General features: G+C 69.2%; 25 protein-coding genes. 5 read left to right on the forward strand and 20 right to left on the reverse strand.

What is annotated here, in order from left to right:
- Positions 1-13 precede the first annotated feature (13 nt).
- On the reverse strand, positions 14-694 hold the full coding sequence (locus JWS13_RS07000; RefSeq protein ID WP_206005086.1) for an MBL fold metallo-hydrolase: 681 nt from the start codon (positions 692-694) through the stop codon (positions 14-16).
- A 157-nt stretch (positions 695-851) separates the two neighbouring features.
- On the opposite strand from JWS13_RS07000, the gene JWS13_RS07005 reads away from it, so the two are divergent.
- Together JWS13_RS07005 and JWS13_RS07010 are read left to right on the forward strand one after the other, a co-directional pair.
- Entirely contained in the window at positions 852-1,730 is an 879-nt protein-coding gene (locus JWS13_RS07005; protein ID WP_206005087.1) for a peptidylprolyl isomerase, read from the forward strand.
- A gap of 22 nt (positions 1,731-1,752) precedes the next feature.
- Entirely contained in the window at positions 1,753-2,547 is a 795-nt protein-coding gene (locus JWS13_RS07010; protein WP_206005088.1) for a peptidylprolyl isomerase, read from the forward strand.
- A 94-nt stretch (positions 2,548-2,641) separates the two neighbouring features.
- On the opposite strand, the gene JWS13_RS07015 is transcribed toward JWS13_RS07010, so the two are convergent.
- The 10 genes from JWS13_RS07015 to JWS13_RS07060 form a co-directional block, all read right to left on the reverse strand.
- Positions 2,642-5,017, reverse strand: a complete 2,376-nt coding sequence (locus JWS13_RS07015) for a RelA/SpoT family protein (RefSeq protein WP_124392991.1) — start codon at positions 5,015-5,017, stop codon at positions 2,642-2,644.
- 103 nt (positions 5,018-5,120) lie between these two features.
- Positions 5,121-5,654: an adenine phosphoribosyltransferase gene (locus JWS13_RS07020; RefSeq protein WP_206005089.1), complete on the reverse strand. Its 534-nt coding sequence runs from the start codon at positions 5,652-5,654 to the stop codon at positions 5,121-5,123.
- Positions 5,651-7,417, reverse strand: coding sequence for an ABC transporter substrate-binding protein (locus tag JWS13_RS07025; protein ID WP_206005090.1), 1,767 nt, complete (start codon positions 7,415-7,417; stop codon positions 5,651-5,653). The genes JWS13_RS07020 and JWS13_RS07025 overlap by 4 nt, the downstream gene beginning before the upstream one ends.
- 1 nt (position 7,418) lies before the next feature.
- On the reverse strand, positions 7,419-8,654 hold the full coding sequence (gene secF, locus JWS13_RS07030; protein ID WP_206005091.1) for a protein translocase subunit SecF: 1,236 nt from the start codon (positions 8,652-8,654) through the stop codon (positions 7,419-7,421).
- Positions 8,651-10,321, reverse strand: a complete 1,671-nt coding sequence (secD, locus tag JWS13_RS07035) for a protein translocase subunit SecD (RefSeq protein ID WP_206005092.1) — start codon at positions 10,319-10,321, stop codon at positions 8,651-8,653. Before secD ends, secF begins: the two co-directional genes overlap by 4 nt.
- A 143-nt stretch (positions 10,322-10,464) precedes the next feature.
- Positions 10,465-10,857 (reverse strand): preprotein translocase subunit YajC, encoded by a 393-nt coding sequence (yajC, locus tag JWS13_RS07040; protein ID WP_206005093.1) that lies wholly within the window; start codon positions 10,855-10,857, stop codon positions 10,465-10,467.
- A 136-nt stretch (positions 10,858-10,993) separates the two neighbouring features.
- Entirely contained in the window at positions 10,994-12,091 is a 1,098-nt protein-coding gene (gene ruvB / locus JWS13_RS07045; protein WP_206005094.1) for a Holliday junction branch migration DNA helicase RuvB, read from the reverse strand.
- Positions 12,088-12,690, reverse strand: coding sequence for a Holliday junction branch migration protein RuvA (gene ruvA / locus JWS13_RS07050; protein ID WP_206005095.1), 603 nt, complete (start codon positions 12,688-12,690; stop codon positions 12,088-12,090). The genes ruvB and ruvA overlap by 4 nt, the downstream gene beginning before the upstream one ends.
- Entirely contained in the window at positions 12,687-13,256 is a 570-nt protein-coding gene (gene ruvC, locus JWS13_RS07055; RefSeq protein WP_124392983.1) for a crossover junction endodeoxyribonuclease RuvC, read from the reverse strand. The genes ruvA and ruvC overlap by 4 nt, the downstream gene beginning before the upstream one ends.
- Positions 13,257-13,392: 136 nt before the next feature.
- Entirely contained in the window at positions 13,393-14,145 is a 753-nt protein-coding gene (locus tag JWS13_RS07060; protein WP_124392982.1) for a YebC/PmpR family DNA-binding transcriptional regulator, read from the reverse strand.
- 144 nt (positions 14,146-14,289) lie between these two features.
- Between JWS13_RS07060 and JWS13_RS07065 the strand changes: the two genes are divergently transcribed.
- Together JWS13_RS07065 and JWS13_RS07070 are read left to right on the forward strand one after the other, a co-directional pair.
- Positions 14,290-14,646: a GntR family transcriptional regulator gene (locus JWS13_RS07065; RefSeq protein WP_124392981.1), complete on the forward strand. Its 357-nt coding sequence runs from the start codon at positions 14,290-14,292 to the stop codon at positions 14,644-14,646.
- Positions 14,643-15,563 carry a hypothetical protein gene (locus tag JWS13_RS07070; protein WP_206005096.1) on the forward strand — a complete coding sequence of 307 codons (921 nt, stop codon included), beginning with the start codon at positions 14,643-14,645 and terminating at the stop codon, positions 15,561-15,563. The genes JWS13_RS07065 and JWS13_RS07070 overlap by 4 nt, the downstream gene beginning before the upstream one ends.
- On the opposite strand, the gene pdxT is transcribed toward JWS13_RS07070, so the two are convergent.
- Positions 15,560-16,168, reverse strand: coding sequence for a pyridoxal 5'-phosphate synthase glutaminase subunit PdxT (pdxT, locus tag JWS13_RS07075; RefSeq protein WP_087555886.1), 609 nt, complete (start codon positions 16,166-16,168; stop codon positions 15,560-15,562). The genes JWS13_RS07070 and pdxT overlap by 4 nt on opposite strands.
- On the reverse strand, positions 16,165-17,019 hold the full coding sequence (locus tag JWS13_RS07080) for an acyl-CoA thioesterase (protein WP_124392979.1): 855 nt from the start codon (positions 17,017-17,019) through the stop codon (positions 16,165-16,167). The genes pdxT and JWS13_RS07080 overlap by 4 nt, the downstream gene beginning before the upstream one ends.
- Before the next feature lie 56 nt (positions 17,020-17,075).
- Between JWS13_RS07080 and JWS13_RS07085 the strand changes: the two genes are divergently transcribed.
- A complete protein-coding gene (locus tag JWS13_RS07085) occupies positions 17,076-17,699 on the forward strand; it encodes a nucleoside/nucleotide kinase family protein (RefSeq protein WP_206005097.1) in 624 nt (207 codons plus the stop codon).
- 6 nt (positions 17,700-17,705) lie between these two features.
- On the opposite strand, the gene JWS13_RS07090 is transcribed toward JWS13_RS07085, so the two are convergent.
- The 7 genes from JWS13_RS07090 to JWS13_RS07120 form a co-directional block, all read right to left on the reverse strand.
- Positions 17,706-18,527 (reverse strand): acyl-CoA thioesterase, encoded by an 822-nt coding sequence (locus JWS13_RS07090; protein ID WP_206005098.1) that lies wholly within the window; start codon positions 18,525-18,527, stop codon positions 17,706-17,708.
- Between the two features lie 152 nt (positions 18,528-18,679).
- A complete protein-coding gene (gene pdxS, locus JWS13_RS07095; RefSeq protein WP_005565691.1) occupies positions 18,680-19,582 on the reverse strand; it encodes a pyridoxal 5'-phosphate synthase lyase subunit PdxS in 903 nt (300 codons plus the stop codon).
- Positions 19,583-19,733: 151 nt separating this feature from the next.
- Positions 19,734-20,756 carry an NUDIX hydrolase gene (locus JWS13_RS07100; RefSeq protein ID WP_206005099.1) on the reverse strand — a complete coding sequence of 341 codons (1,023 nt, stop codon included), beginning with the start codon at positions 20,754-20,756 and terminating at the stop codon, positions 19,734-19,736.
- Entirely contained in the window at positions 20,753-21,880 is a 1,128-nt protein-coding gene (locus tag JWS13_RS07105) for a glycosyltransferase family 4 protein (RefSeq protein WP_124392975.1), read from the reverse strand. The genes JWS13_RS07100 and JWS13_RS07105 overlap by 4 nt, the downstream gene beginning before the upstream one ends.
- A complete protein-coding gene (locus JWS13_RS07110; protein WP_206005100.1) occupies positions 21,877-22,782 on the reverse strand; it encodes a phosphatidylinositol mannoside acyltransferase in 906 nt (301 codons plus the stop codon). Before JWS13_RS07110 ends, JWS13_RS07105 begins: the two co-directional genes overlap by 4 nt.
- Positions 22,779-23,444, reverse strand: a complete 666-nt coding sequence (pgsA, locus tag JWS13_RS07115; protein ID WP_206005101.1) for a phosphatidylinositol phosphate synthase — start codon at positions 23,442-23,444, stop codon at positions 22,779-22,781. Before pgsA ends, JWS13_RS07110 begins: the two co-directional genes overlap by 4 nt.
- Positions 23,445-23,523: 79 nt before the next feature.
- Entirely contained in the window at positions 23,524-24,099 is a 576-nt protein-coding gene (locus JWS13_RS07120; RefSeq protein WP_087555878.1) for an ATP adenylyltransferase, read from the reverse strand.
- Positions 24,100-24,102: the final 3 nt, after the last annotated feature.

A 24,102-nucleotide genomic window follows, 5' to 3' on the forward strand; every position in this document is an offset into this window, starting at 1 on the left:
TCGCTACTTTTCCTTATTTCGATCCCGGGAGTCCAACGAGAAACGGGTTCGACCCGCGTTCGGCGCCGACCGTGCTCGACCCGCCGTGCCCGGGGAGGACCGCCGTGTCGTCGGCGAGGATCAGAAGCTTGTCGGCGATGGACTGCAGCAACTGTTCGTGGTTGCCACCGGGCAGGTCGCTGCGGCCGATCGATCCCTGGAACAGCGTGTCACCGGTGAGGGCGATCTCGACCGGACCGTTCTCGGTGACGACCCGGGTGCGGAACACCACGGACCCCTGCGTGTGCCCGGGGGTGTGGTCGACGGCGAACGACACCCCGGCCTGCTCGATCACGTCGCCGTCGGCGAGTTCGATCACCTCGCCCGGCTCGACGAACGTCATGCCCTCGATGAACGGTTTCATCGTCGGGCCGATGCCGCGGCCGGGGTCCGACAGCATGTACCGGTCCTCGGGGTGGATGTACGCGGGGATCCCGAACTTCTCGCAGACGTCGTAGGCGTTCCAGACGTGGTCGAGGTGACCGTGGGTCAGCAGCACCGCCGTCGGGGTGAGATTCGACTGGTCCAGGAACTCGAACAGCGGTTCGGCGGCGTCCTGCCCTGGGTCGACGACGACGCACTCCGGGGCGTCGTCCTGCGCGAGGATGTAGCAGTTGGTCTGAAACATCCCGGCCGGGAATCCTGTGACGAGCACGCGCGACGCTCCTGTTCGAGTGGTCATTGCAGTCGCTACAGCCTAAGCCGCCGCCCCGCCAGGATGTTCTCAGGTTCGGATGGCAGACTCTGGAGGTCGTGTGCCGGGGGCAGTTCGCACCGGCCAACTGCCAGACCGACACGGGAGGACCACCGCAGTGCCGAGCAACGAGCAGCGCCGGGAAGCAGCGAAACGAAAGCTCGAGCGTCAGCTCGAACGCCGCGCCGACAGAGCACGCAAGCGTAAGCAGCTGACCATCGCCGGTTCGGTGCTCGGAGTCGTGCTCGTGGTGGCCGCCGGCGCCGTCGTCTTCTCCCTCACCCGCGGCGACGACGAGGCGACGGAGGCATCGGCGGCGGAGTCGGTGACGGCGTCACCGCAGTCGCCCGGTGTGATGCCCGCGGGCCGGTCCGAACCGCTCCCCGAGAAGGTGTCCTGCACGTACACCCCCGACAGTCAGCCGCCGGCGAAGCAGGTGAACCCGCCGCGCACCGACGAGATCGACACCACGCTCCAGGAAGTCAGCGTCAGCATGCAGACGACGCAGGGCAACATCGGTCTGGTCCTGGACAACGCCGATTCCCCGTGCACGGTCAACAACTTCCTGAGCCTGGCGAGCCAGAACTACTTCGACAACACCCCCTGCCACCGGCTGGTCACGTCCGAGGGACTGAAGGTCCTGCAGTGCGGTGATCCCACGGGAACCGGCACCGGCGGCCCGGGCTACGGGTTCGCCAACGAATTCCCCACCGACCAGTACGAGGCGTCGGATCCGTCGCTGCAGGTTCCGGTGACCTACCCGCGCGGCACCATCGCGATGGCCAACAGCGGGCAACCCGACAGCAACGGCAGCCAGTTCTTCCTCGTCTACGCCGATTCGCAGCTGCCCCCGCAGTACACCGCGTTCGGGAAGGTCGACGACACGGGTCTCGCGACCATCGAGAAGGTGGCGGCGGCCGGTGACGACGGATCGATGCAGGCCGGCGGCGGCAAGCCGAACCTGCCCATCGACATCACGTCCGTCCGGATGGACTGACGTCTCGTGTGAGGATGGACCGATGAAACGCACCTCGATTCTCGTCGCAGGCGTGAGCCTCGCGGTCCTCCTCGCCGGCTGTTCGGATTCGTCCGACTCCGGCGGCTCGCCGGCCGGCACCTCGTCGAAGGCGGCCGCCACGAGCACGGCGGAGCAGTCGCTCGATCTGTCCAAGTTCGGCACGCTCCCCGCTGTCCCGCCTCCCGCCGGGGCCACCGTGGACTGCACGTACCCGGCGGGGCGTCCCGCGGTCAAGGACGTCACCCCGCCGCCCACGTCCGGTGTGTCCACCGAGGGCACGGTTCCCGTGGATCTGCAGACCAGCGCGGGACCGATCGGCCTGGTCCTGGACCGCGCCGAGGCCCCGTGCACGGTCAACAGCTTCACGAGCCTGGCCCAGCAGGGGTACTTCGACGACACTCCCTGCCACCGGCTGACGACCGAAGTGGGTCTGCAGGTGCTGCAGTGCGGCGACCCGAGCGGGGCGGGCACCGGCGGCCCGGGCTACGGATTCGACACCGAGTACCCGGAGACCGCGTTCGCGCCGAACGATCCGGCACTCGCCAATCCGGTGGTCTACCCCCGCGGCACCGTCGCGATGGCCAACAGCGGGCAGCCCGGCAGCAACGGCAGCCAGTTCTTCCTCGTCTACGCCGACTCGGTGCTCCCGCCCAACTACACCGTCTTCGGTTCGATCTCCGAGGAGGGCCTCGCGACCGTCGAGAAGATCGCGGCGGACGGCGACGACGGATCCATGGCTGCCGGCGGCGGCAAGCCCAACACCCCGGTGCAGATCGAGACCGCGAAGGTCGGCTGACCCCCGCACCCCGCTGGACAGACCGGGGCTGGACGAACGGGACGGTCGTTCGATCAGATCGAACTACCGTCCCGTTCGTCGCCGGGAACGACCGCTAGGCGGCGGACGTCACCCGGTACACGTCGTACACGCCCTCGACGTTGCGGACCACGCTCAGCACGTGCCCGAGGTGCTTCGGGTCGCCCATCTCGAACGTGAACTTGCTGATCGCCACCCGGTCGCCGGACGTCGTCACCGACGCCGACAGGATGTTGACCTTCTCGTCCGCGAGCGCCTTCGTCACGTCCGACAGCAGCCGGTGCCGATCGAGCGCCTCGATCTGGATGGCCACCAGGAACACCGACGACGGCGACGGCGCCCACTTGACCTCGATGATGCGCTCGGACTGCTCCTGCAGGGAGCCGGCGTTGGTGCAGTCGGTGCGGTGCACGCTGACCGCGCCGCCCCGGGTCACGAAGCCCATGATCTCGTCGCCGGGAACGGGTGTGCAGCACTTGGCGAGTTTGGCGACCGTGCCCTCCGCGCCGGGAACCAGCACACCCGCGTCGCCGGTGCTCCGGGGACGCATCGGCATGGTCGACGGGGTGGACCGCTCGGCCAGCTCCTCCTCGACGTCGCCGACCCCGCCCAGATGCGCCACCAGACGCTGGACGACGTGCTGCGCCGACACGTGGCTCTCGCCGACCGCCGTGTACAGCATCGACACGTCGGTGTAGTGCAGTTCGTGTGCGATGGACGCCATCGATTCGGCGTTCATCAGGCGCTGCAGCGGCAGGCCGACCCGCCGCACCTCCTTCGCGATGGCGTCCTTGCCCGCCTCGAGCGCCTCTTCGCGGCGTTCCTTCGCGAACCACTGCCGGATCTTCGTCTTGGCGCGCGGCGAGACGGCGAACGTCTGCCAATCACGGCTCGGGCCGGCATTGACGGCCTTGGAGGTGAAGACCTCCACCACCTCGCCGTTCTCGAGCTTGCGTTCGAGCGCCACCAGCCTGCCGTTGACCCGGGCGCCGATACAGCGGTGCCCGACCTCGGTGTGCACGGCGTACGCGAAGTCGACGGGCGTCGACCCGGCGGGCAGCGTGACCACGTCCCCCTTGGGGGTGAAGACGAAGATCTCCTTGACCGCGAGGTCGTAGCGCAGCGACTCGAGGAACTCCCCCGGGTCGGCGGCCTCACGCTGCCAGTCGAGGAGCTGACGCATCCACGCCATGTCGTCGACCTCGGCGACGTCACCGGAGTGCCTGCCCTTGGTCTCCTTGTACCGCCAGTGCGCGGCGATGCCGAACTCCGCGGTCCGGTGCATGTCGTGGGTGCGGATCTGCACCTCGAGGGGTTTGCCCTCCGGTCCGACCACGGTGGTGTGCAGCGACTGGTAGACGCCGTAGCGCGGCTGCGCGATGTAGTCCTTGAACCGGCCGGCCATCGGCTGCCACAGCGAGTGGACGACACCGACGGCCGCGTAACAGTCCCGGACCTCGTCGCACAGGATCCGCACCCCGACCAGGTCGTGGATGTCGTCGAAGTCGCGGCCCTTGACGATCATCTTCTGGTAGATCGACCAGTAGTGCTTGGGCCTGCCCTCGACGACCGCGTTGATGCGCGACGCCGTCAGGGTCGCGTTGATCTCGGCCCGCACCTTCGCCAGGTAGGTGTCGCGGGACGGCGCCCGGTCGGCGACGAGCCGCACGATCTCGTCGTACTTCTTGGGATGCAGGATCGCGAAGGACAGGTCCTCGAGTTCCCATTTCACGGTGGCCATGCCGAGCCGGTGAGCCAGCGGCGCGATCACCTCGAGCGTTTCGCGGGCCTTGCGGGCCTGCTTCTCGGGTGGCAGGAACCGCATGGTCCGCATGTTGTGGAGCCGGTCGGCCACCTTGATCACCAGCACGCGCGGATCGCGGGCCATCGCGATGATCATCTTGCGGATGGTCTCGCCCTCGGCGGCGTTGCCGAGCACCACCTTGTCGAGTTTCGTGACGCCGTCGACGAGGTGCGCGACTTCTTCGCCGAACTCGTCGGTCAGCTGCTCGAGGGAGTAACCGGTGTCTTCGACGGTGTCGTGGAGCAGGGCCGCGACCAGGGTGGTCGTGTCCATCCCCAGTTCGGCGAGGATGCTGGCGACGGCGAGCGGATGCGTGATGTACGGGTCGCCCGACTTGCGGCGCTGGCTGGCGTGCCGTTCCTCGGCCACGTCGTAGGCGCGCTGCAGGAGCGCCAGGTCCGCCTTGGGGTAGAGCTCGCGATGCAGACTGACGAGGGGTTCGAGAACCGGCCGGATGGTCGTGTTCCGCTGACCCGTGATGCGCCTGGCGAGTCGCGCTCGTACCCGGCGCGATGCGGACGCCGGAACGGCGAATCCCTGTGCTCCACGGTTGTTACCGGAAGCCGGGTTCGCTGCAGGTGACTCGGCATCGGTTTGCGCAGACGCGGGTGTTCCCGTGTTCTGCGACCGATCAAGATTCGAAGTCATGCCGTCACCTCCTACCACTGAAATGGCTCGGGCTCTGGGGCCCTGGTTGGTCTCGGGCATGCGCCCCGGTGGCCGTGACGACCACCAGGCCCAACTTTAGTACTCAGACCGTGACGAGGGACGTGAGCGGGTACTTTCCGAGGCGCTCCCGGCCGCCCAGCGCGGCGATCTCCAGGACCACGGCGATGCCGATCACGCGGGCACCTGCGGATTCCACGAGCCGCGCCGTCGCGTCGAGCGTGCCGCCGGTGGCGAGGACGTCGTCGACGACGAGAACCGAGCGCCCGTCCAGGCCGATCGACCCGGCCGGGATCTCCAGCGTGGCCGTTCCGTACTCGAGGGTGTACGACTGCGACAGCACGGGCGGCGGCAGTTTGCCCGACTTCCGCACGGCCACCACACCGGATCCCAGCTCCCGGGCGACGCCGCCGCCGAGGAGGAACCCCCGCGCGTCGACGGCGGCGATCACGTCCGTGTCCGGGGCGCAGGCGGCGAGCGCGTCGACGACGACGCGGAACCCGTCGGCGTCGGAGAAGACGGGCGTCAGATCGGCGAACCGCACACCGGGTTGCGGGAAGTCGTCGGCCCACCGGGTGAGCCGAGTGACGGCGTCACGGGCCGCGGAATGATCGGTCACCGGCGCAGCACCCACCTGTCCATGTTCCAGCCGGCGCCCGACACAGTCGGGTTGACCGCTCCTGCCTGCAGACCCGACGCGAACGCGACGGTCCGCGGCTGGTCGAACAGCGGCACCGTCGGAACGTCGGACCACAGGATGTTCTCCGCCTCCGTCGACAGCGACAGCTGGGTGGCGGTCGAGTCGTCGACGGCGAGCTGGTCGACGATCTGGTCGACGCGACTGTTGCTGTAATCGCCGAAGTTGGAACCGTTTCCGCTGCGGAGGGCGTACATCGCGGTAGTGGCCGCGGCGGTGCCTGCCGCACCGGGAGCGGACGCCGTGCCCGCGAGCACCACGTCCACCTGCCCGCTGCGCAGCATCGACGGCGTGAAGTCGGGCGAGGCGACGTCCTGCACGGTGATCCCGGCCGGGGCGCATGCCGCCGCGACCGCGGATACTATCTCGGCGCGCCGCGGGTTCGGCCCCAGATATCCGATCCGGACGGTCGCCGTGGTGTTGTCGGTGTCGGCCAGCGCGGCGGTGGCCGCCGCCGTGTCCGCCGTCTCGTACCGGCCGCCGACGGCGCCCGCGACAGACTGGTGGACGAGGCTGTCGGGTGCGGTGACCCGCGTGTCGACCGGACCGCCGGAGTCGGCGCCATCCGTGTCCGGTTCCGCGGCGAGCCCGAACTTCGACGCCAGCTCGTCGCGGGGCAGGCAGGCCGCGAACGCCCGCCGTCCGGCCGCGTTCTCGAACAGGCCCGAGGTGGACAGGACGAACTGCTCGACGCTGCGGGAGGCCACCTCGGTCACGTCGAACCCGCCGAGGTCCAGGTCCGGCACCGATCCCGCGGCGACGTCGACGACCTCGACCGCGCCGTCACCGATCCGCGCGCTGACGTCGGAAGATTTGGGCCACACCACGATCCGGGAAGTAGCGGGGCGGTTCCCCCACCAGCGGTCGTTGGCCACCAGCACCAGACCCTCGTCCGCGGACAACGACTCGACCTTGTAGGGACCGGACGCCGGGAAGAGCGCGAGGTCGAGGTCTCCCGGTGTCATCGTCCATCCGGTGTTCCAGAAGTCCGCGACGCGCGTCAGCGCCGCGGTGTCCGAGTTCTGCACGGCGGACACGATGTCGGGGACGCCGGTCGCAGTCGCGACGACGTGCGCCGGCATCATCGACGTCGCACCGAACAGCGACTTCCAGTCGGTGACGTTCCGCCCCGCCTTGAACGTGACGACGGCATCCTTCGCGCCGGTCTGGCAGTCGATCCGGTCGATGTCCGCGTAGCCGGCGGTACTCGCCGCGTCGAACATCGGGACGGTCGCGCCCTGGTCGTTCCGGCGGGTGAAGCGGCCGCTGTTCGCCGCCCAGGTGAGCACCAGGTCGTCGCAGGACATCGGGACGCCGTCGGAGTAGACGGAGTTGGGGTTCAGCTTGTATTGGATGGTGAGGGCGTCCCCGGGCATCGCGTTGGCGGTGCCGATGTCCGAGTCGGCCACCGGTCCGCCCTCGGGGCCCGTGTAGTTGAACCCGGGCAGCACTCGCGCGAACGCCTGACGTGCCCCCGACACGGCACCCGCGACGGTGTTCGCGTTGTACGTGGTGACGGTGTTGTCGATGGCGTAGCCGATCGACGGGATCTGCTCACCCTCCTCGGCACATCCGACGAGGGTGCCTGCGAGGAGCACGGTCGCGAGGAGACCGGCACCCGACACGGCCGCCGTCCGGCCGTGTCGGGTGGGCGCACCGCGCCGGGTGCTGTGCGATGCGGGCATGTCAGTGCCTCTTCTTGTTGCGCTTCCCGGTGGGACGTGAGCCCGGAGCAGGTGCGGTCGACGCGGTTCGGGACCGGGGCACCGCCGCTTCCGTCGTGGATGCGGCGGCCGCGGTCGCCGGGGCGCCGGCCTTCTGCGCTCCGCCTTCGGCCAGGGTCGCCCGGCGGGCGAGGACCTTCCGCGTGTGCGCGGCCACCGGACCCCACCGCTCCTTCAGGGTGACCAGCAACGGTGTCGCGAAGAAGATCGACGAGTACGCACCGACGATGATGCCGACGAGCTGCACCAGCGCCAGGTCCTTCAGTGTTCCGACACCGAGCATCCACACCGCGACCACCATCAGCGCGAGCACCGGCAGCACGCTGATCAGGGTGGTGTTGATGGAACGCATCAACGTCTGGTTGACTGCCAGGTTCGCCTGCTCGGCGTACGTGCGACGGGTCAGGTGCAGAATCCCCCGGGTGTTCTCCTCGACCTTGTCGAACACCACCACCGAGTCGTAGAGCGAGAACCCGAGAATCGTCAGCAGACCGATGACGGTCGCCGGGGTGACCTCGAAGCCGACGAGCGAATACACACCGGCGGTGACGGCGATGTCGAAGAACAGTGCGACGATCGCGGCGACCGCCATGTCGCGCTCGAACCGGACAGCGATGTAGATGCTGACGATCACGAGGAACACAAGCAGCGCGATCAGCGCCTTCTGGGTGATCTGCCCGCCCCACGTCTCGCTGACGTCGGCGACGCTGATCACGTTCTCGTTGACGGTGCCGTCACTGTCCTTCGGCTGGAACTCGTCGTACAACGCGTCCTGCAGCTTCACCACCTGGGCCGCGTCGAGCGCCTCCGAGCGGATCTGCACGGTCGCACTCGAACCCGAGCCCACCGTCTGCACCGAGACGGGGTCCATTCCCAGCGCCTCGGAGTAGACGTTCTCCACCTGCGCGGTGTCCACGCCGTTGCCCGCGGGGAACTGGATCCGCGACCCACCCTCGAAGTCGATACCGAGGGTGAATCCGCGCACGAGGATGCTCAGCAGCGAGATCAGCACGATCGTGCCGGTCAGGATGAAGTAGAAGCGGCGGCGGCCGACCACCTCGAAGGCACCGGTTCCGGTGTACAGCCGGGACAGCCAGCTGTGGTGGGGCATCGACGTCTGGTTGACGCCCGAATCGGACAGCGAAGACTCGGGGTCGGTCTGCGACGCAGACTTGTGCGACGTGGTCGATTCGCTCATACTCGTGACTCCTTCGCCGACGCTGCGGCAGCCTTGCGTTCCTTGGCGATCTGCTGCACGGCACCCAGCCCGTTGACGCCCGGCTTGGACCAGAACGGCGACTTCGAGGCCAGGTGGACCAGCGGCCACGTCACCAGGAACACGACGACGACGTCGAGAATGGTGGTCAGGCCGAGGGTGAACGCGAAGCCGCGCACCTGGCCGATCGCGAGGATGTACAGCACCGCGGCGGCGATGAAGCTGACCGCGTTACCCGACAGGATGGTGCGGCGCGCACGGGCCCAGCCGCGTGGAACCGCGGACCGGAAACTGCGGCCCTCTCTCATCTCGTCCTTGATTCTCTCGAAGAACACCACGAACGAGTCGGCCGTCATGCCGATACCGATGATCAGACCGGCGATGCCGGCGAGGTCGAGGGTGAAGTTGATGTACCGGCCGAGCAGCACCATGATCGCGTACACCATCACACCGGACAGGACCAGGGACAGCGCCGTGAGCACTCCGAGCATGCGGTAGTAGATCAGGCAGTAGATCAGAACCAGGACCAGACCCACCAGACCGGCGATGAGACCGGCCTGCAGCGAGGCGAGACCCAGGGTCGCGGACACCGTCTCGGCCTCCGACGCCGCGAACGACAGCGGCAGCGAGCCGTATTTCAGGGTGTTCGCGAGTTCCTTCGCACTGTCCGCGGTGAACGAACCGGTGATCGACGTCGAACTGCCTGCGGGTGTCGCGCCCTGCACGACCGGCGCGCTCACCACCTTGGAGTCGAGCGTGAACGCGGCCTGCTTGCCGATGTTCTGCGACGTGAACGTGGCCCAGGTGTTGCTGCCCTCGGTCTTGAACGTCAGGCTCACCTCGTGCCGCGACTGCTGGGAGTTGTACCCGGACGTCGCGTCGGCGATCTCCTGACCGTCGATGATCGCCGGTTCGAGCAGGTACACGGCCTGGCCGTCGGTGGAGCACGCGACCAGCGGCAGGGCCGGGTCGTCGTTGCCCCGCAACGGGTCGGGCACGCTGCAGTCGAGGGTCGCCATGGCCTGCTGCTGCACGGCGGGGTCGGTGCTCTGGCGCGTGGCCCGGGCCGCCGCGATCTCGTCGGCGGCCTCGGCGGTCTCGGTCCCGGACTCGTCGGTGGGCGCCGGTTCCGCCGTGGGGGCGGGCGCGGGTGACGTGGACGGATCCTGCGCCGGGAACGGCCGGTTCTGCGGCGCGGGGGTCTCGGTTCCGGCGGGCGCCTGGGCCGGCGTCTCACCGGCGGCGGGTGCCTGCGTGCCTGGAGCGGCCGCGGCCTGCGACGTCTGGACGGGTCGGACGTACAACCGCGCCGTCTGGCCGAGCGACCGAGCCTGGGCGCTGTCGTCGCCGGGGACGGTGATGACCAGGTTGTCGCCGTCGATGACGACCTCGGAGCCGGACACGCCGAGTCCGTTCACACGAGTCTCGATGATCTCCTGCGCCTGCCGCAGGCTGTCCGGCGTCGGCTTGCTGCCGTCCGGGGTGCGTGCGGTGAGGGTGACTCGGGTCCCACCTTGCAGGTCGATGCCCAGCTTGGGTGTCGCGGACTTGTCGCCGGTGAAGAACACCAGGGCATACAGAACCGCCACGAGCACCGCGAAAACGGTGAGGTAGCGGACGGGATGCACCGATCCTGTGGAAGGTGCCACGATCTCTATGTCTCCTCAGTACGTGCAGTTCGGATGGGAACGCTCACAGCGCACGGCACCGGTGGACGCAGGGCTGTGCCCCGGTCACCGCGCCCGGGCGCCTACGACGCGACGATTGCGCGGGTGCGCCACGGAAGCGCAGGTCAATCCTTGTTCAGCCGCGGCGTGGTGTCGCCGCCGTTCTCACGATCCTCGCGCACGATGTCGGTGGCGGGGGCCTCGGTGCTGATCGATTCGTGGTCGATCGACTCGTGCTCGATGGCACCGTCACCCGGCAGCGGGGCATCGACGATCTGCTCGCGGACGACCAGACGCGACCACGTGGTGACCACGCCGGGAGCGATCTCGAGATCGATCGTGTCGTCGCCGAGCGCGACGACGGTGCCGTGCAGACCGGCAGTCGTGAGGATGCGGTCGCCCACCGAGAGCGAGTCCTGCAGAACAGTCACCTTGGCCGCCTCCTTCTTCTGCCGGCGGATCCCCAGGAACATCGGGACGAGCAGCGCCAGAATCAGGAGCGGGAAGAGAAAATCCATCTGTAAGTCAACCTCGAGGTATGTCGCACGGTCCGAAGCACTGGTCCCGGTTGGACCGATGCAATACACCAGTGTGCCATCACCGGCCCGGACACCGGTTCGGTCGGCACGGGGCGGGCGTTTCTCCCGGCGTCGGTCAGGGGTCTTCGGGATCGAACAGGGAGGCCTGCGGTTCGTTGACGCGGACCTCGATTCCGCCGGTCACGGCGTCCGGCGGCGGGGTCAGGCCCAGTTGCATCCACGCGGCCGCGGTGGCGACCCGGCCGCGGGGTGTGCGGGCGATCATTCCCGCGCGGACGAGGAACGGCTCACACACCTCTTCGACGGTGGCAGGCTCTTCCCCCACCGCGACGGCCAGCGTGGACACGCCGACCGGTCCGCCGCCGAAGCTGCGCACCAGGGCACTGAGGACGGAGCGGTCGAGGCGGTCGAGTCCCAGCTGGTCGACGTCGTACACGGCGAGGGCGGCGTGCGCGATCTCGCGGGTGACGACGCCGTCCGCGCGGACCTCGGCGTAGTCGCGGACACGGCGGAGCAGGCGGTTCGCGATGCGGGGCGTGCCGCGGGACCGGCTCGCGATCTCGGCGCCGGCCTCCTCGCCCAGTTGCACGCCGAGGATGCCCGCCGATCGCATGAGGATCTGCTGCAGCTCGGCCGGTTCGTAGAAGTCCATGTGGGCGGTGAACCCGAACCGGTCGCGCAGCGGCCCGGTGAGCGCCCCCGAGCGGGTGGTGGCCCCGACCAGGGTGAACGGCGCGACCTCCAGGGGAATGGACGTGGCGCCGGGGCCCTTGCCGACCACGACGTCGACCCGGAAGTCCTCCATCGCGAGGTAGAGCATCTCCTCCGCCGGACGGGCGATGCGGTGGATCTCGTCGATGAACAGCACGTCGCCCTCGACGAGGTTGCTCAACATGGCGGCCAAATCGCCGGCACGCTCGAGCGCCGGACCCGACGTCAGCCTCAGTGAGGAACCCAGTTCGGCGGCGATGATCATCGCCATGCTGGTCTTTCCCAGCCCGGGCGGGCCGGAGAGCAGGATGTGGTCGGGGGTGCCGCCGCGCATCTTCGCGCCGGTCAGGACGAGTTGCAACTGCTCCCGGACCCGCGGCTGCCCGATGAAATCGTGCAGGTTCTTCGGCCGCAGACTGGCCTCGATGTCGCCGTCGCCGGCGACGAGATCGGCCGAGACCGGGGACTCGTCGTCGTAGTCGCCGCCGGGTTCGGGATTCATCTGGTCTTCCCGAGCAGGGAGAGAGCCGAGCGCAGCGCGGACGAAGTGGTCGACTCGGGGGCCTCGGCGAGGACGGAGTCGGAGGCCTGTTCGGCCTGCTTGGCCGGGAAGCCGAGCCCGACGAGCGCTTCGACGATCTGGTCGCGGACCGATCCGGGGCCGCCCGCACCGAGCGGCACCGCCCCGGACGTGGACGCGACCACGTCGACCTTGTCGCGCAATTCGACGACCATCCGCTCGGCCCCGCGCTTGCCGATGCCCGGCACCCGGGTGAGGGCGGTGACGTTGCCCTCGGCGAGCGCGGCCCGCAACGCGTCGGGTTCGAGGACGGCGAGTGTCGCCATCGCCAGGCGCGGACCGACACCCGACACCGTCTGGAGCAGCCCGAACAACTCCTTGGACTCCGAGTCCGGGAACCCGTACAGCGTCATCGAGTCCTCGCGGACGATCATCGCCGTGACCAGCCGGGCCTCGGTTCCCCGCTGCAGCCCGCCGAGGGTGGCCGGGGTCGCGTTCACGCGGTACCCCACTCCCGCGGATTCGATCACCGCATGGTCGAGGGCGATCTCGAGCACCTCGCCGCGGACGGACGCGATCATCGTGTACCTGCCTTCTTCACTTCGGCCAGCCGGGCCTGGTAGCGACGTTTCTGTTCGGCGGCCGCGGCCTCGGCGCGGGCCATGCGTTCGATCATCGGCGCCCGCCAGCAATGGCAGATCGCCAGGGCCAGCGCGTCCGCGGCGTCGGCCGGTTTGGGCGCGGCCGCCAGCTTGAGGATGCGTGTCACCATCGCCGTCACCTGAGCTTTGTCGGCCGATCCGCTCCCGGTGACGGCCGCCTTGACCTCACTGGGGGTATGGAAACACACGGGGATGCCGCGGCGTGCGGCGGCGAGGGCGACGACGCCGCCCGCCTGCGCGGTGCCCATCGCGGTGCGCACGTTGTGCTGGGAGAACACCCGCTCGATCGCCACGACCGCCGGCCGGTGCAGATCGATCCACGATTCGGCTGCCTCGGAGATCCGCAGCAGCCGGGACGACAATTCCAGGTCCGCCGGGGTCCGGACCACGTCGACGGCCACCGGGGTGACGGTGCGACCGTTGCCGCCGTCCACCACTCCGAATCCGCACCGGGTCAGACCGGGATCCACACCCAGCACACGCACGCAAAGCCACCTCTCCCACGCCGAACAGCTGTTCGATAGCTTAGCCGTGGGGTCGGACGTGTCGGCGCATCAACACGCAGAACGAGGCGGGGCGGGCGAGCACCGCTCCCCCGCCCCGCGCCGTGCATCCGTGCGATCAGTCGTCGAGTTCGGCGAGCACCTCGTCGGAGAGGTCGACGTTGGTGTAGACGTTCTGCACGTCGTCGGACTCTTCGAGCGCGTCGACGAGCTTGAACACTTTGCGGGCCCCGTCCGCGTCGACCGGGACCTCGACGGATGCGCGGAAGTCGGCCTCGGCGGAGTCGTAGTCGATGCCCGCCTCCTGCAGAGCGCTGCGCACGGCCACGAGGTCCGTCGGCTCGCTCACGATCTCGAACGTCTCGCCCAGATCGGTGACCTCTTCGGCGCCCGCGTCGAGGACCGCCATCAGCACGTCGTCCTCGTTCTGGTCGCCCTTCTCCAGGGTGACGACGCCCTTGCGGGTGAACAGGTAGGACACCGAACCCGGGTCGGCCATGTTCCCGCCGTTGCGGGTCATCGCGGTCCGCACCTCGCCGGCCGCGCGGTTGCGGTTGTCGGTCAGGCACTCGATGAGCACGGCGACGCCGTTGGGTCCGTAGCCCTCGTACATGATGGTCTGCCAGTCGGCGCCGCCCGCTTCTTCACCGGCGCCGCGCTTGCGGGCACGCTCGATGTTGTCGTTGGGGACCGACGTCTTCTTGGCCTTCTGGATGGCGTCGTACAGGGTGGGGTTTCCCGCAGGGTCGCCACCGCCGGTACGGGCCGCCACCTCGATGTTCTTGATCAGCTTCGCGAAGGCTTTGCCACGCTTGGCGTCGATCACAGCCTTCTTGTGCTTGGTGGTGGCCCATTTGGAGTGGCCGCTCATGCGATTCAAGCCCCTTTCCTGCTGCTTTTGGCACGCCGAATGCGCGGTTTCAGCTTTGACGATGTTACCCGCAGCCCGGGCGCCCCTGCGCGATCCCGGGGTAACAACTCGCATAAGTCGCCATTGTTTGCATAGAATGCAAACATGTTGATGCGAGTCGACCACGGTTCCAGCACCCCACTGGGCGAACAGATCGCCGCCAATGTGCGCGGTGCGTTCCTGCGCGGCGAGATCGGTGCGGGCGACCGGCTCCCCTCCGCCCGGGCACTGGCCGAGTCCGTCGACGTCAACCTCCACACGGTGCTGCGCGCGTACGCCGCCCTCCGCGACGAGGGGCTGATCGACCTCCGCCGGGGCCGGGGCGCGGTCGTCCGCGCCGACACCGACCCGATTCGCACCGGATTGACCGAAGCCGCACGCACTTTCGTCGCCGAGGCCCGGCGCCTCGGACTCGACACCGAACAGATGCTCGACGTGATCAAGGAGACCACCAGACAATGACGACCTCCCGCACCCGCCTCCTCGCGGCGACCTCGGCCGTACCCCTCCTCGCCCTCGTGATCGCGAGACTCGCGTGGGGCGACGACCTGCCGCCGGTGGTGGCCAGTCACTGGTCCGGCACCGAACCCGACGGTTTCAGCGACACGACCACCTACTTCTGGATCGCCGTCGCCGTCTGCGCGATCGCCGCGGGCATCGCCGGCGTCGTCGCAGTCCGGATCCGCACCGACGCCGCCCTCTGGCTGCCCGCGACCGTGTTCACCGGGTGGACGGTGGCCGCGACCTGGATCGTCAGTGTCGCCGCCACCGTCCGTGCGGGCTCGCCCGAGGCGGCGACGCTGGGCTGGTGGATCCTGATTCCCCTGCTGGGAATCCTGTGGGCGGTAGCCACGTTCGTCCTGCTCCCCCGGCCGCCGCGCGCCACGGAGAACGGCCCGGCACCGACGCTGCCCGTCCCCCTGGCGCCCGGCGAGCGCGCGTCCTGGACCGGATATGCGCGCGGGCGCTGGGCGGGCGTGCTCGCTCTCGCCATGGCCGTTGCCGCGGTCGTGTCCGCGCTGGTCGGCGCACTCTGGCTCGCGGTACTGTTCCTCGTCCTGGTGGTCGCCGGTGGCGCCTTCGCGTCGGTGACCGTGCAGGTCGACCGCACCGGGCTGAGCCTGTCGTCGTGGAACGTGCGCTGGCGGCACATCCCACTCGACGCGGTCGACGAGGCGCAGGTGACCGAGATCCGCCCCGGCGAATGGGGCGGCTGGGGTTACCGCTTCTCACCGCGCGGAACGGCGGTGGTGATCCGCGGCGGTGAGGGCATCGTGGTGACCCGCATCGGCGGCCGCCCGTTCGCGGTCACCGTCGACGGCGCCGCTCAGGGTGCGGCGCTCCTCAACTCGCTCGCCGCACCCAGTCCGACGGGTTAGACCCCGCGGACGATGTCGACGAACAACTCGTGCACTCGCCGGTCCCCCGTGACCTCCGGGTGGAACGACGTCGCCACCACGGAACCCTGCCGCACGGCCACGATGCGTCCGGCGGCCGCGCCACCCGACTCGGGCACCCGGGCGAGGACCTGGACGTCGTCGCCGACGCGCTCCACCCACGGGGCCCGGATGAACACGGCCCGCATCGGGTCGCCGACGATCCCCTCGAATTCGAGGTCGGACTCGAAGGAATCGACCTGACGGCCGAAGGCGTTGCGGCGCACGGTCATGTCGATGGCGCCGAGGTGCTGGGCGTCGGGTCTCGTGTCGAGGATCTCGCTCGCGAGGAGGATCATCCCGGCGCAGGACCCGTAGGCGGGCAACCCGTCGCGCAGGCGGGCCTTCAGCGGCTCGAGCAGTTCGAAGATCTGCAGCAGCTTGCTCATCGTCGTCGACTCACCGCCCGGGATCACCAGGCCGTCGATCTTCTCGAGCTCCTCCGGGCGACGGATGCCCACGGCATCGGCGCCCGAATCATTCAGTGCAGCAAGGTGTTCACGGACGTCGCCCTGCAGGGCGAGTACTCCGACGAGGGGGCGGGTCATGCCATGTTTCCTGTCTCGATGTCGCGCTGGTCCTGATCGCGCTGGATGCGGGTCAACCCCTCCTGCACCACGGCGGCGACCATGGTGCCGTTCCGGTCGAACATGCGGCCCTGGGTGAGGGCGCGGCCGAAGCCGGCGGAGGGTGAGGTCTGGTCGTAGAGCAGCCACTCGTCGGCGCGGAACGGGCGCAGGAACCACATGGCGTGGTCGAGCGACGCGGTCTGGGTGACCACTCCCGGGTGCGGGACCTTCGACGCGCCGAGGAGCGTCATGTCACTGAGGTAGGCGAGGGTGCAGATGTGGAAGACCTGATCGTCGGGCAGCTTGTCGCGGTAGCGCATCCACACGCGTTGCTGCGCGGCGATTCCGGGCGTCTTCCTGGTGGCGTCGGCCGGAACGATACGGACGTCCCATTCCTTCCACTCCCGGTAGAGATCGGTGGCGGCCATCTCCTCGACGGTCTGTGCGTCGACGAGCTCTTCGGGCTCGGGCACCGGCGGCATCGTGTCCTGGTGCTCGATGCCCTCGTCCCCCGAGTGGAACGACGCCGACATGGTGAAGATCGCCTTGCCGTCCTGGATGCCGGTGACCCGCCGGGTGCAGAACGACCGGCCGTCCCGGATCCGGTCGACCAGGTACACGGTGGGTTCCACCGGATTTCCGGGGCGCAGGAAGTACCCGTGCAGGGAGTGCACCTCGAATCGCTCGTCGACGGTGCGGACGGCGGAAACCAGCGACTGACCGGCGACCTGCCCGCCGAACGTCCTCTTCAGCACGGACGGATGAACCGAGCCGCGGAAGATGTCTTTCTCCAGCGCTTCGAGTTCGAGAATGTCCTCGATGCTCGCCATCAGCCCTCCTTCTGTGCCTGGTCAAGGTTATCCGCCCGGTTCGGGCTCGAGGCACCATGGGTGCCATGACGATGTTCACACCGACGAGCCCGGACGGTCTCGTCGCCCTCGTCACCGAACGCTGCCTCGCGGTGGACGGCATCGCCGTCGTCGCGATCGACGCCCCCGACGGCGCCCAGCCGCTGCCCCTCGCCGGCGCGGTGTGTGAGTCGTTGCGGGAGCAGGGCAGGCCCTGTGACGTCGTGTCCCTTCACGACTACGTCCGGCCCGCCTCCCTGCGGTTCGAGCACGGACGCGACGACGAACTCAGCTACCGCACCCTCTGGTTCGACTACGACGCCCTGAACCGGGAAGTGGTGCGGTCGGTCCGCACCGACCGCCGGTGGTTGCCGCGGTTGTGGGACGAAGGCGAGGATCGCTCCGCCCGCTGTGCCCGGGTGCCCGCGGCCGACGGGCAGGTGCTGCTCGTGACGGGCCCGATGCTGCTCGGCCGGGACCTCGACTTCGACGTCACCGTGCAACTTCACCTGGGTGAAGGGGCCCTGCTGCGCCGTACCCCGGCCGATCAACGTTGGACCGTGCCCGCACTGCTCCGCCGCGCCGCCGACGTCACCGATGAACCCGACCTGCTGGTGCGGTACGACCATCCTCCGAAACCCGCGGTCCGGGCGGGCCGCTGAACCTGCTCACGTCGTGCGCAGGAACCGGGTCAGCCCTTCCTGCACCACGGCGGCGACCAGGTTCCCCTTCCGATCGAAGATCCGTCCCTGCGCGAGACCCCGGCCGAAACCGGCGGACGGCGACGTCTGGTCGTACAGCAGCCATTCGTCGGCCCGGAACGGGCGCAGGAACCACAGCGCGTGATCGAGTGAGGCACTGTCGATCTCGACACCGGGATGCGGTGTCATCGCGGAACCGATGAGCGTCATGTCACTCATGTACGCCAGCGCGCACACATGGAACACGGGGTCGTCGGGCAGTGTCCTGCGGGACCGGAACCACGCCTGCTGCTGCGCGGCCGCACCGCGGATGCGGTCGACCTCGCCGTGTCCGACGATCCGGATGTCCCAGTCGGACCACTCCCGGGCGAGCCAGGCGATCTCCGGGTCTTCGGACTCACTGGCGAACGGCAGCGAATCCGGCGGCGGGACCACCGGCATCTCGTCCTGGTGCTCGATGCCCACGTCCGCCACCTGGAAGGACGCCGACATCGTGAAGATGGCCTGGCCGTCCTGCACGGCGCTGACCCGCCGGGTGACGAACGAGCGACCGTCCCGGATCCGGTCCACGAGGTACACGATCGGCATCGCGGGGTTGCCGGGACGGAGGAAGTAGCCGTGCAGCGAATGCACCGCGAACCGGGGTTCGACCGTGCGGACCGCCGCCACGAGTGCCTGACCGGCCACCTGACCGCCGAAGGTGCGGGGAAGCATGGTCTCGGTCGCTATGCCCCGGAAGATGTTCTCCTCGAGGCGTTCCACTTCCAGGATCTCTTCGATCGTCGCCATCCACGGCCCCTTCCGATGCTCGTCCGCTGACACTCTCCCACGGACCCGCGCACCGGACCGCACCGCACGGGCCCGGGGTGGGGCCTCGTGCGGTGCGAGCGGAAGAGCAGTGCCGGGAGCGCCGGCGCTCGATCAGTGATCGAGCGCGCGGATCACCAGCCGCGTTCGGCGAGCCGGTGCGGGACGGGGATGTCGTCGACGTTGATACCGACCATCGCCTCGCCCAGCCCGCGGGAGACCTTCGCGAGAACGTCCGGGTCGTCGAAGAACGTGGTCGCCTTCACGATCGCCGCGGCCCGCTCGGCCGGGTTGCCCGACTTGAAGATGCCCGAGCCGACGAACACACCCTCCGCGCCGAGCTGCATCATCATCGCCGCGTCCGCCGGGGTGGCGATGCCACCGGCGGTGAACATGGTGACCGGCAACTTGCCGGCCTTGGCGACCTCGACGACCAGGTCGTACGGGGCCTGCAGCTCCTTGGCCGCCACGTACAGCTCGTCCTCGCTCAGCGACGTCAGCCGGCGGATCTCCCCGCCGATCGTGCGCATGTGGGTGGTCGCGTTGGACACGTCACCGGTGCCGGCCTCACCCTTCGAACGGATCATCGCCGCACCCTCGGTGATCCGGCGCAGCGCCTCACCGAGATTGGTGGCACCACAGACGAACGGAACGGTGAACTTCCACTTGTCGATGTGGTTGGCGTAGTCGGCCGGCGTCAGGACCTCGGACTCGTCGACGTAGTCGACACCGAGCGACTGCAGGATCTGCGCCTCGACGAAGTGCCCGATCCGGGCCTTGGCCATCACCGGGATCGACACGGCGGAGATGATGCCGTCGATCATGTCCGGGTCGCTCATCCGGGACACGCCGCCCTGGGCGCGAATGTCAGCGGGCACCCGCTCGAGTGCCATCACCGCGACGGCACCGGCGTCCTCGGCGATCTTCGCCTGGTCGGGGGTGACGACGTCCATGATGACCCCGCCCTTCAACATCTCGGCCATGCCGCGCTTGACGCGCGCCGTACCGGTGGTGGGGGTGGTGTCGGGGGTGCTCACAGCGAACTCCTGAGGTGTGGCGTGGATTGATTGCGATAGCGGCATGCGTGAGCGACGACGTTCACGCTGCAGTACCCGATTCTAGGACGAACGCCAGTCCACTTCCGTAGCCAGTCCGCGATTGCTGGCTTTCTCCGAACCGGGGGGCGGCTCAGGTGATCGCGCGCACCTCGGGGTCGTCGGTGGCAACGGCGACCGCTTCGGCCTCGTCGAGGAGATCCGCGAGGTCGTGCGGGTACACGGCCTCACCCGCCGCCGCCAGTTCGCGCACCGTGTCGGCGGTGCACCACCGGTGACCGGTGATGGTGCGGCTCTCGAGTTCGGTGAAGCCGCCGTGATGCGGCTCGAACCCGTCGGTGCGCAACGCGAAGAACAGTTCCTCGGAGCGGATGAGCTGCCCGTTCCAGGAGAAGATCGCCACCCGGCGCCACATCGGTCCGCGTAGCGACTCGGCCGATGCGGTGTGCCCGGTCTCCTCGGCGATCTCCCGGACCGCGGCCGCGCGGAGGTTCTCGCCCTTCTCGACGGCGCCGCCGATCGTGAACCAGTAGTAGATGTCGGGGACGGTGGGGTCGTGTCCCCGCAGCAGCAGCACCCGGCCCTCACCGTCGAGCAGCACCACCCGGGCGGAGGTGCGGACGGAGTCGAGGGACAGACCCTCGGTGACGGCGGCCGCGGACGAGCGTTCGGTGATCTCGAAGTACGTCGGCAGCGGGGCCGTGCCGCCGAGGTGCAGCCATCGGACGGGCCGCCGGGTGCGCAGCGCGAGGGTGTCGCGGACGGCATCGTTGTGGAAGCGGCGGGCGATCAGCACCCGCGCCTCGGCGTCGGCGAGTTCCGCCACCAATTGGGGGCGCAGGGTGTCCGGGTCGAGCGACGAGAGTGCGCTGGACAACGCGTTCTCGGCGATCTCCCGGTCGGCCCGGTCCGACCGTTCGGCCCTGGCCGCCAGCGCGGCCAGCGACCTGCCCTCGGGTGGGTCCATCGCCGCGGCCGCCGCGCGGACGACCACCGCCCGGCGGGCGAGGGCCGCGTCGAGGGCCTGCCAGGACAGGTCGGAGCGGACGTGCAGGCGGTCGAGGCGGTTGGCTGTGCCGTACGCCCACAGGCCGATCGCAAGGACGACGGCCGCGACCAGCGCGAGAACCAGGATCGTGAGGGCGGAGAGGGTCACGAGCCGACCTCCCGGACGCCGTCGCGGCCGACGGTGACCGTCTCGTAGACGCGCAGGATCTGCTCGGCCACCACCGGCCAGTCGTATTCGGTGACCACCGTGCGGCCGGCGTCGGTGAGCGCGGCGCTGCGCTCCGGGTCGCCCAGGACCGAGTCGATCCCGGCGGCGAGCGCGGCCGCATCCCCCACCGGCACCAGCACACCCGCCTGGCCGTCCCGCAGGACCCGGCGGAACGCGTCCAGTTCGCTCGCGACGACGGCGGCTCCGGCGGCCATCGCCTCCACCAGCACGATGCCGAAGCTCTCACCGCCGAGGTTGGGGGCGCAGTACACGTCGGCGCTCCGCAGCGCCGACGCCTTCTCGGCGTCGTCGACCTGGCCGAGCAGACGCAGGTGCCCGAACACCGGGCCCGCCTCGCGGCGCAACTTGTCCTCGTCGCCGCGGCCGACCACCAGCACCTCGAGGTCGGGATACTTCTCGACCAGCGCGGGCAGCGCCTTCAGGAGCACGGCCATACCCTTGCGGGGCTCGTCGTAGCGTCCGAGGAAGAGGATGGTCTTTCCGGGGCGCGGGTAGCCGGGCAGCGGTTCGGCGTTCGCGAACGCCGGGACGTCGACCCCGTTGGGGATTTCGACGGCGTCGGAGCCGAGCGATTCCACCTGCCAGCGTCGCGCGAGTTCCGACACCGCGATGCGACCGCTGATCTTCTCCAGGTACGGCTGGAGCACACCCTGAAACGTGCTCAACACCAACGACTTCGTGGTCGAGGTGTGGAACGTCGCCACGATGGGGCCCTCGGCCACCCGCATGGCGAGCATCGACAGGCTCGGCGCGTTGGGCTCGTGGATGTGCAGGACGTCGAAGTCGTTGTCCGAGATCCAGCGCCGGACCCGGGCACTCGCGGCGGGGCCGAAACTCAGCCGGGCCACCGAACCGTTGTAGGGAATGGCGAGGGCGCGCCCCGCCGACACGACGAACCCGGGCAGGTCGACGTCGTCGGACGCAGGCGCCAGGACGCTCACCTTGTGCCCGCGCTCGATCAGGACCTCCGCGAGGTCGACGACGTGGGCCTGCACTCCGCCCGGGACGTCGAACGAGTACGGGCAGACCATGCCGATCTTCACGAGCTCTCCATGCGGGAGAGCCTCGCCTGCGACAGATCGGACAGCCACAGCGGCTGGAGCATGTGCCAGTCCTCGGGATGGGCGGCGATGTTGGCCTCGAACCGGTCCGCCAGGGCCTGGGTCGCCGCGGCCACTCCCGCGGTCGTGTCGATCGGCGGGTCGATGCGGAAACCCCACCCGCCGTCGGTGAACCAGCAGTGCACCGGCAGCAGCGGCGCACCGGTGTCGATCGCCAGCTTGGCGGGACCGGCGGGCATCCGGGTCGGTTCCCCGAAGAACGTCACCGGGACCCCCTTCTTCGCCAGGTCGCGTTCACCGAGCAGGCACACGATGCCGTTGTCCCGCAGCCGCTCCGACAATTCCACGAACGGGGGGTGCTCGCCGCCGCTGAGCGGGAAGATCTCGAAGCCGAGGCCTTCGCGGTAGTCGACGAACCGCTGGTACAGCGATTCGGGTTTCAGCCGTTCGGCGACCGTGGACAGGCCACCCCAGTGCTGGGCGCACCACACGCCGGCCATGTCCCAATTGCCGCTGTGCGGAAGTGCGAGAATCGCGCCCGTGCCCGCTTCTTTTGCGGCGTCGAGGTGCTGCTGTCCCTCGATCAGCTCGTCGAGGGCGGCGCCGGTCTTCACCAGATCCATCGACGGCAGCCGGAAGGCCTCCCGCCAGTACCGCGCGTAGGACCGCATCGACGCCCGCATCAGCGTGTCCGGCACCTCCGCGGCGGGCACACCCAGCACCCGGGCGAGATTGCGGCGCAACTGGTCCGGGCCACCGTTCCGGACGGCGAAGTCCGCTCCCTTGTCGAACAGGGTGACCGCGGCCTTCTCGGGCAGTGCACGCACCAGCCGCCAGCCTGCCGCGTACCCCAGGTCGCTGAGGCGTTCGGACACGCCGCTCACTGCGCGGTCGCCTGTCCGTCTTCCGGCGTCGCGTCCGCGGGCGGTAGAGGCAGCACGTCCCGCGCCCCCGGCGACCTACGGACCGCCAGAACCCGCTGGAACACGGTGATCACGCTGCCCACCGACAGCAACCACATCGCGACGTGCACGGCCCACGGCACTCCGAGTCCCGTGACGCCGGCGCCTACGAGCACGATGATCAGCCGATCGGGTCGCTCGATGAGCCCGCCGTCGGCGGACAGTCCGCTCGCCTCGGCGCGCGCCTTGGCGTACGAGATCACCTGCGAGGTGACCAGGCACAGCAGCGTCGCGATCAGCAGCGGTTTGCTGTTCTCGTGGTAGACCGCCCACCAGGCGAGACCGGCGAAGATCGCGCCGTCGGCCACCCGGTCGCAGGTGGCGTCGAGGACGGCGCCGTACCGGGTTCCGCCGCCCCGTGCGCGTGCCATCGCACCGTCCAGCATGTCGAACATCACGAACAGCCAGATGAACATCGCTCCCCAGAACAGATGTCCGCTGGGAAACAGCGTGACGGCGCCCGCCACGGTCGCCACGGTGCCGATGACAGTGACGGAATCGGGGGTGAGCCCGGTCTTGACCAGGGCCTTCCCCAGCGGCGCCGTCACCTTGGACACGGATGCCCGTCCGAAGAAGCTCAGCACCTCTCCACCCCGTTCTTCACTTCCTGCCAGGAACCCCGAACGCGTGAGTCAGCGACTCGCGCGTCATTCATCTATCGCGTCATTCATTCCAGGCCTTCGCCAGCAGCCCCCGGGTCTCGCGCAGCAACTGCGGCATGACCTTGACCCCGGCGAGGACCGTGATGAAGTTCGCGTCCCCGCCCCAGCGCGGAACGATGTGCTGATGCAGGTGCTCGGCGAGCGAACCGCCCGCCGCCGCACCGAGATTGAGGCCGACGTTGAAACCGTCCGGTCGCGACACCCGCTTGATCACGCGCAGCGCCTGCTGCGTGAACGACATCAGCTCGGCGCTTTCCGCCTCCGTCAGGTCCTCCAGCGCCGCGACCTTGCGGTAGGGAACCACCATCAGGTGCCCCGGGTTGTACGGGTACAGGTTCAGCACCGCGTACACGTGCTCCCCGCGGGCGACGATCAGCCCGTCCTCGTCGTCCATCTTCGGGATGTCGATGAACGGCTCGTTCGGGACGTCCTTCGACTTCGGTGTCTCGGCGATGTACGACATGCGGTGCGGCGACCAGATCCGCTGAAGGTGATCGGGCTCGCCGGGGCCGCGGTCGACGAGGCGGCCGGGACCGCCGAGCATCTCGTCGGCCGTCACGTCGTCACCTCCGGTCATGGG

Source organism: Rhodococcus pseudokoreensis (genome assembly GCF_017068395.1).
Lineage (GTDB): Bacteria > Actinomycetota > Actinomycetes > Mycobacteriales > Mycobacteriaceae > Rhodococcus_F > Rhodococcus_F pseudokoreensis.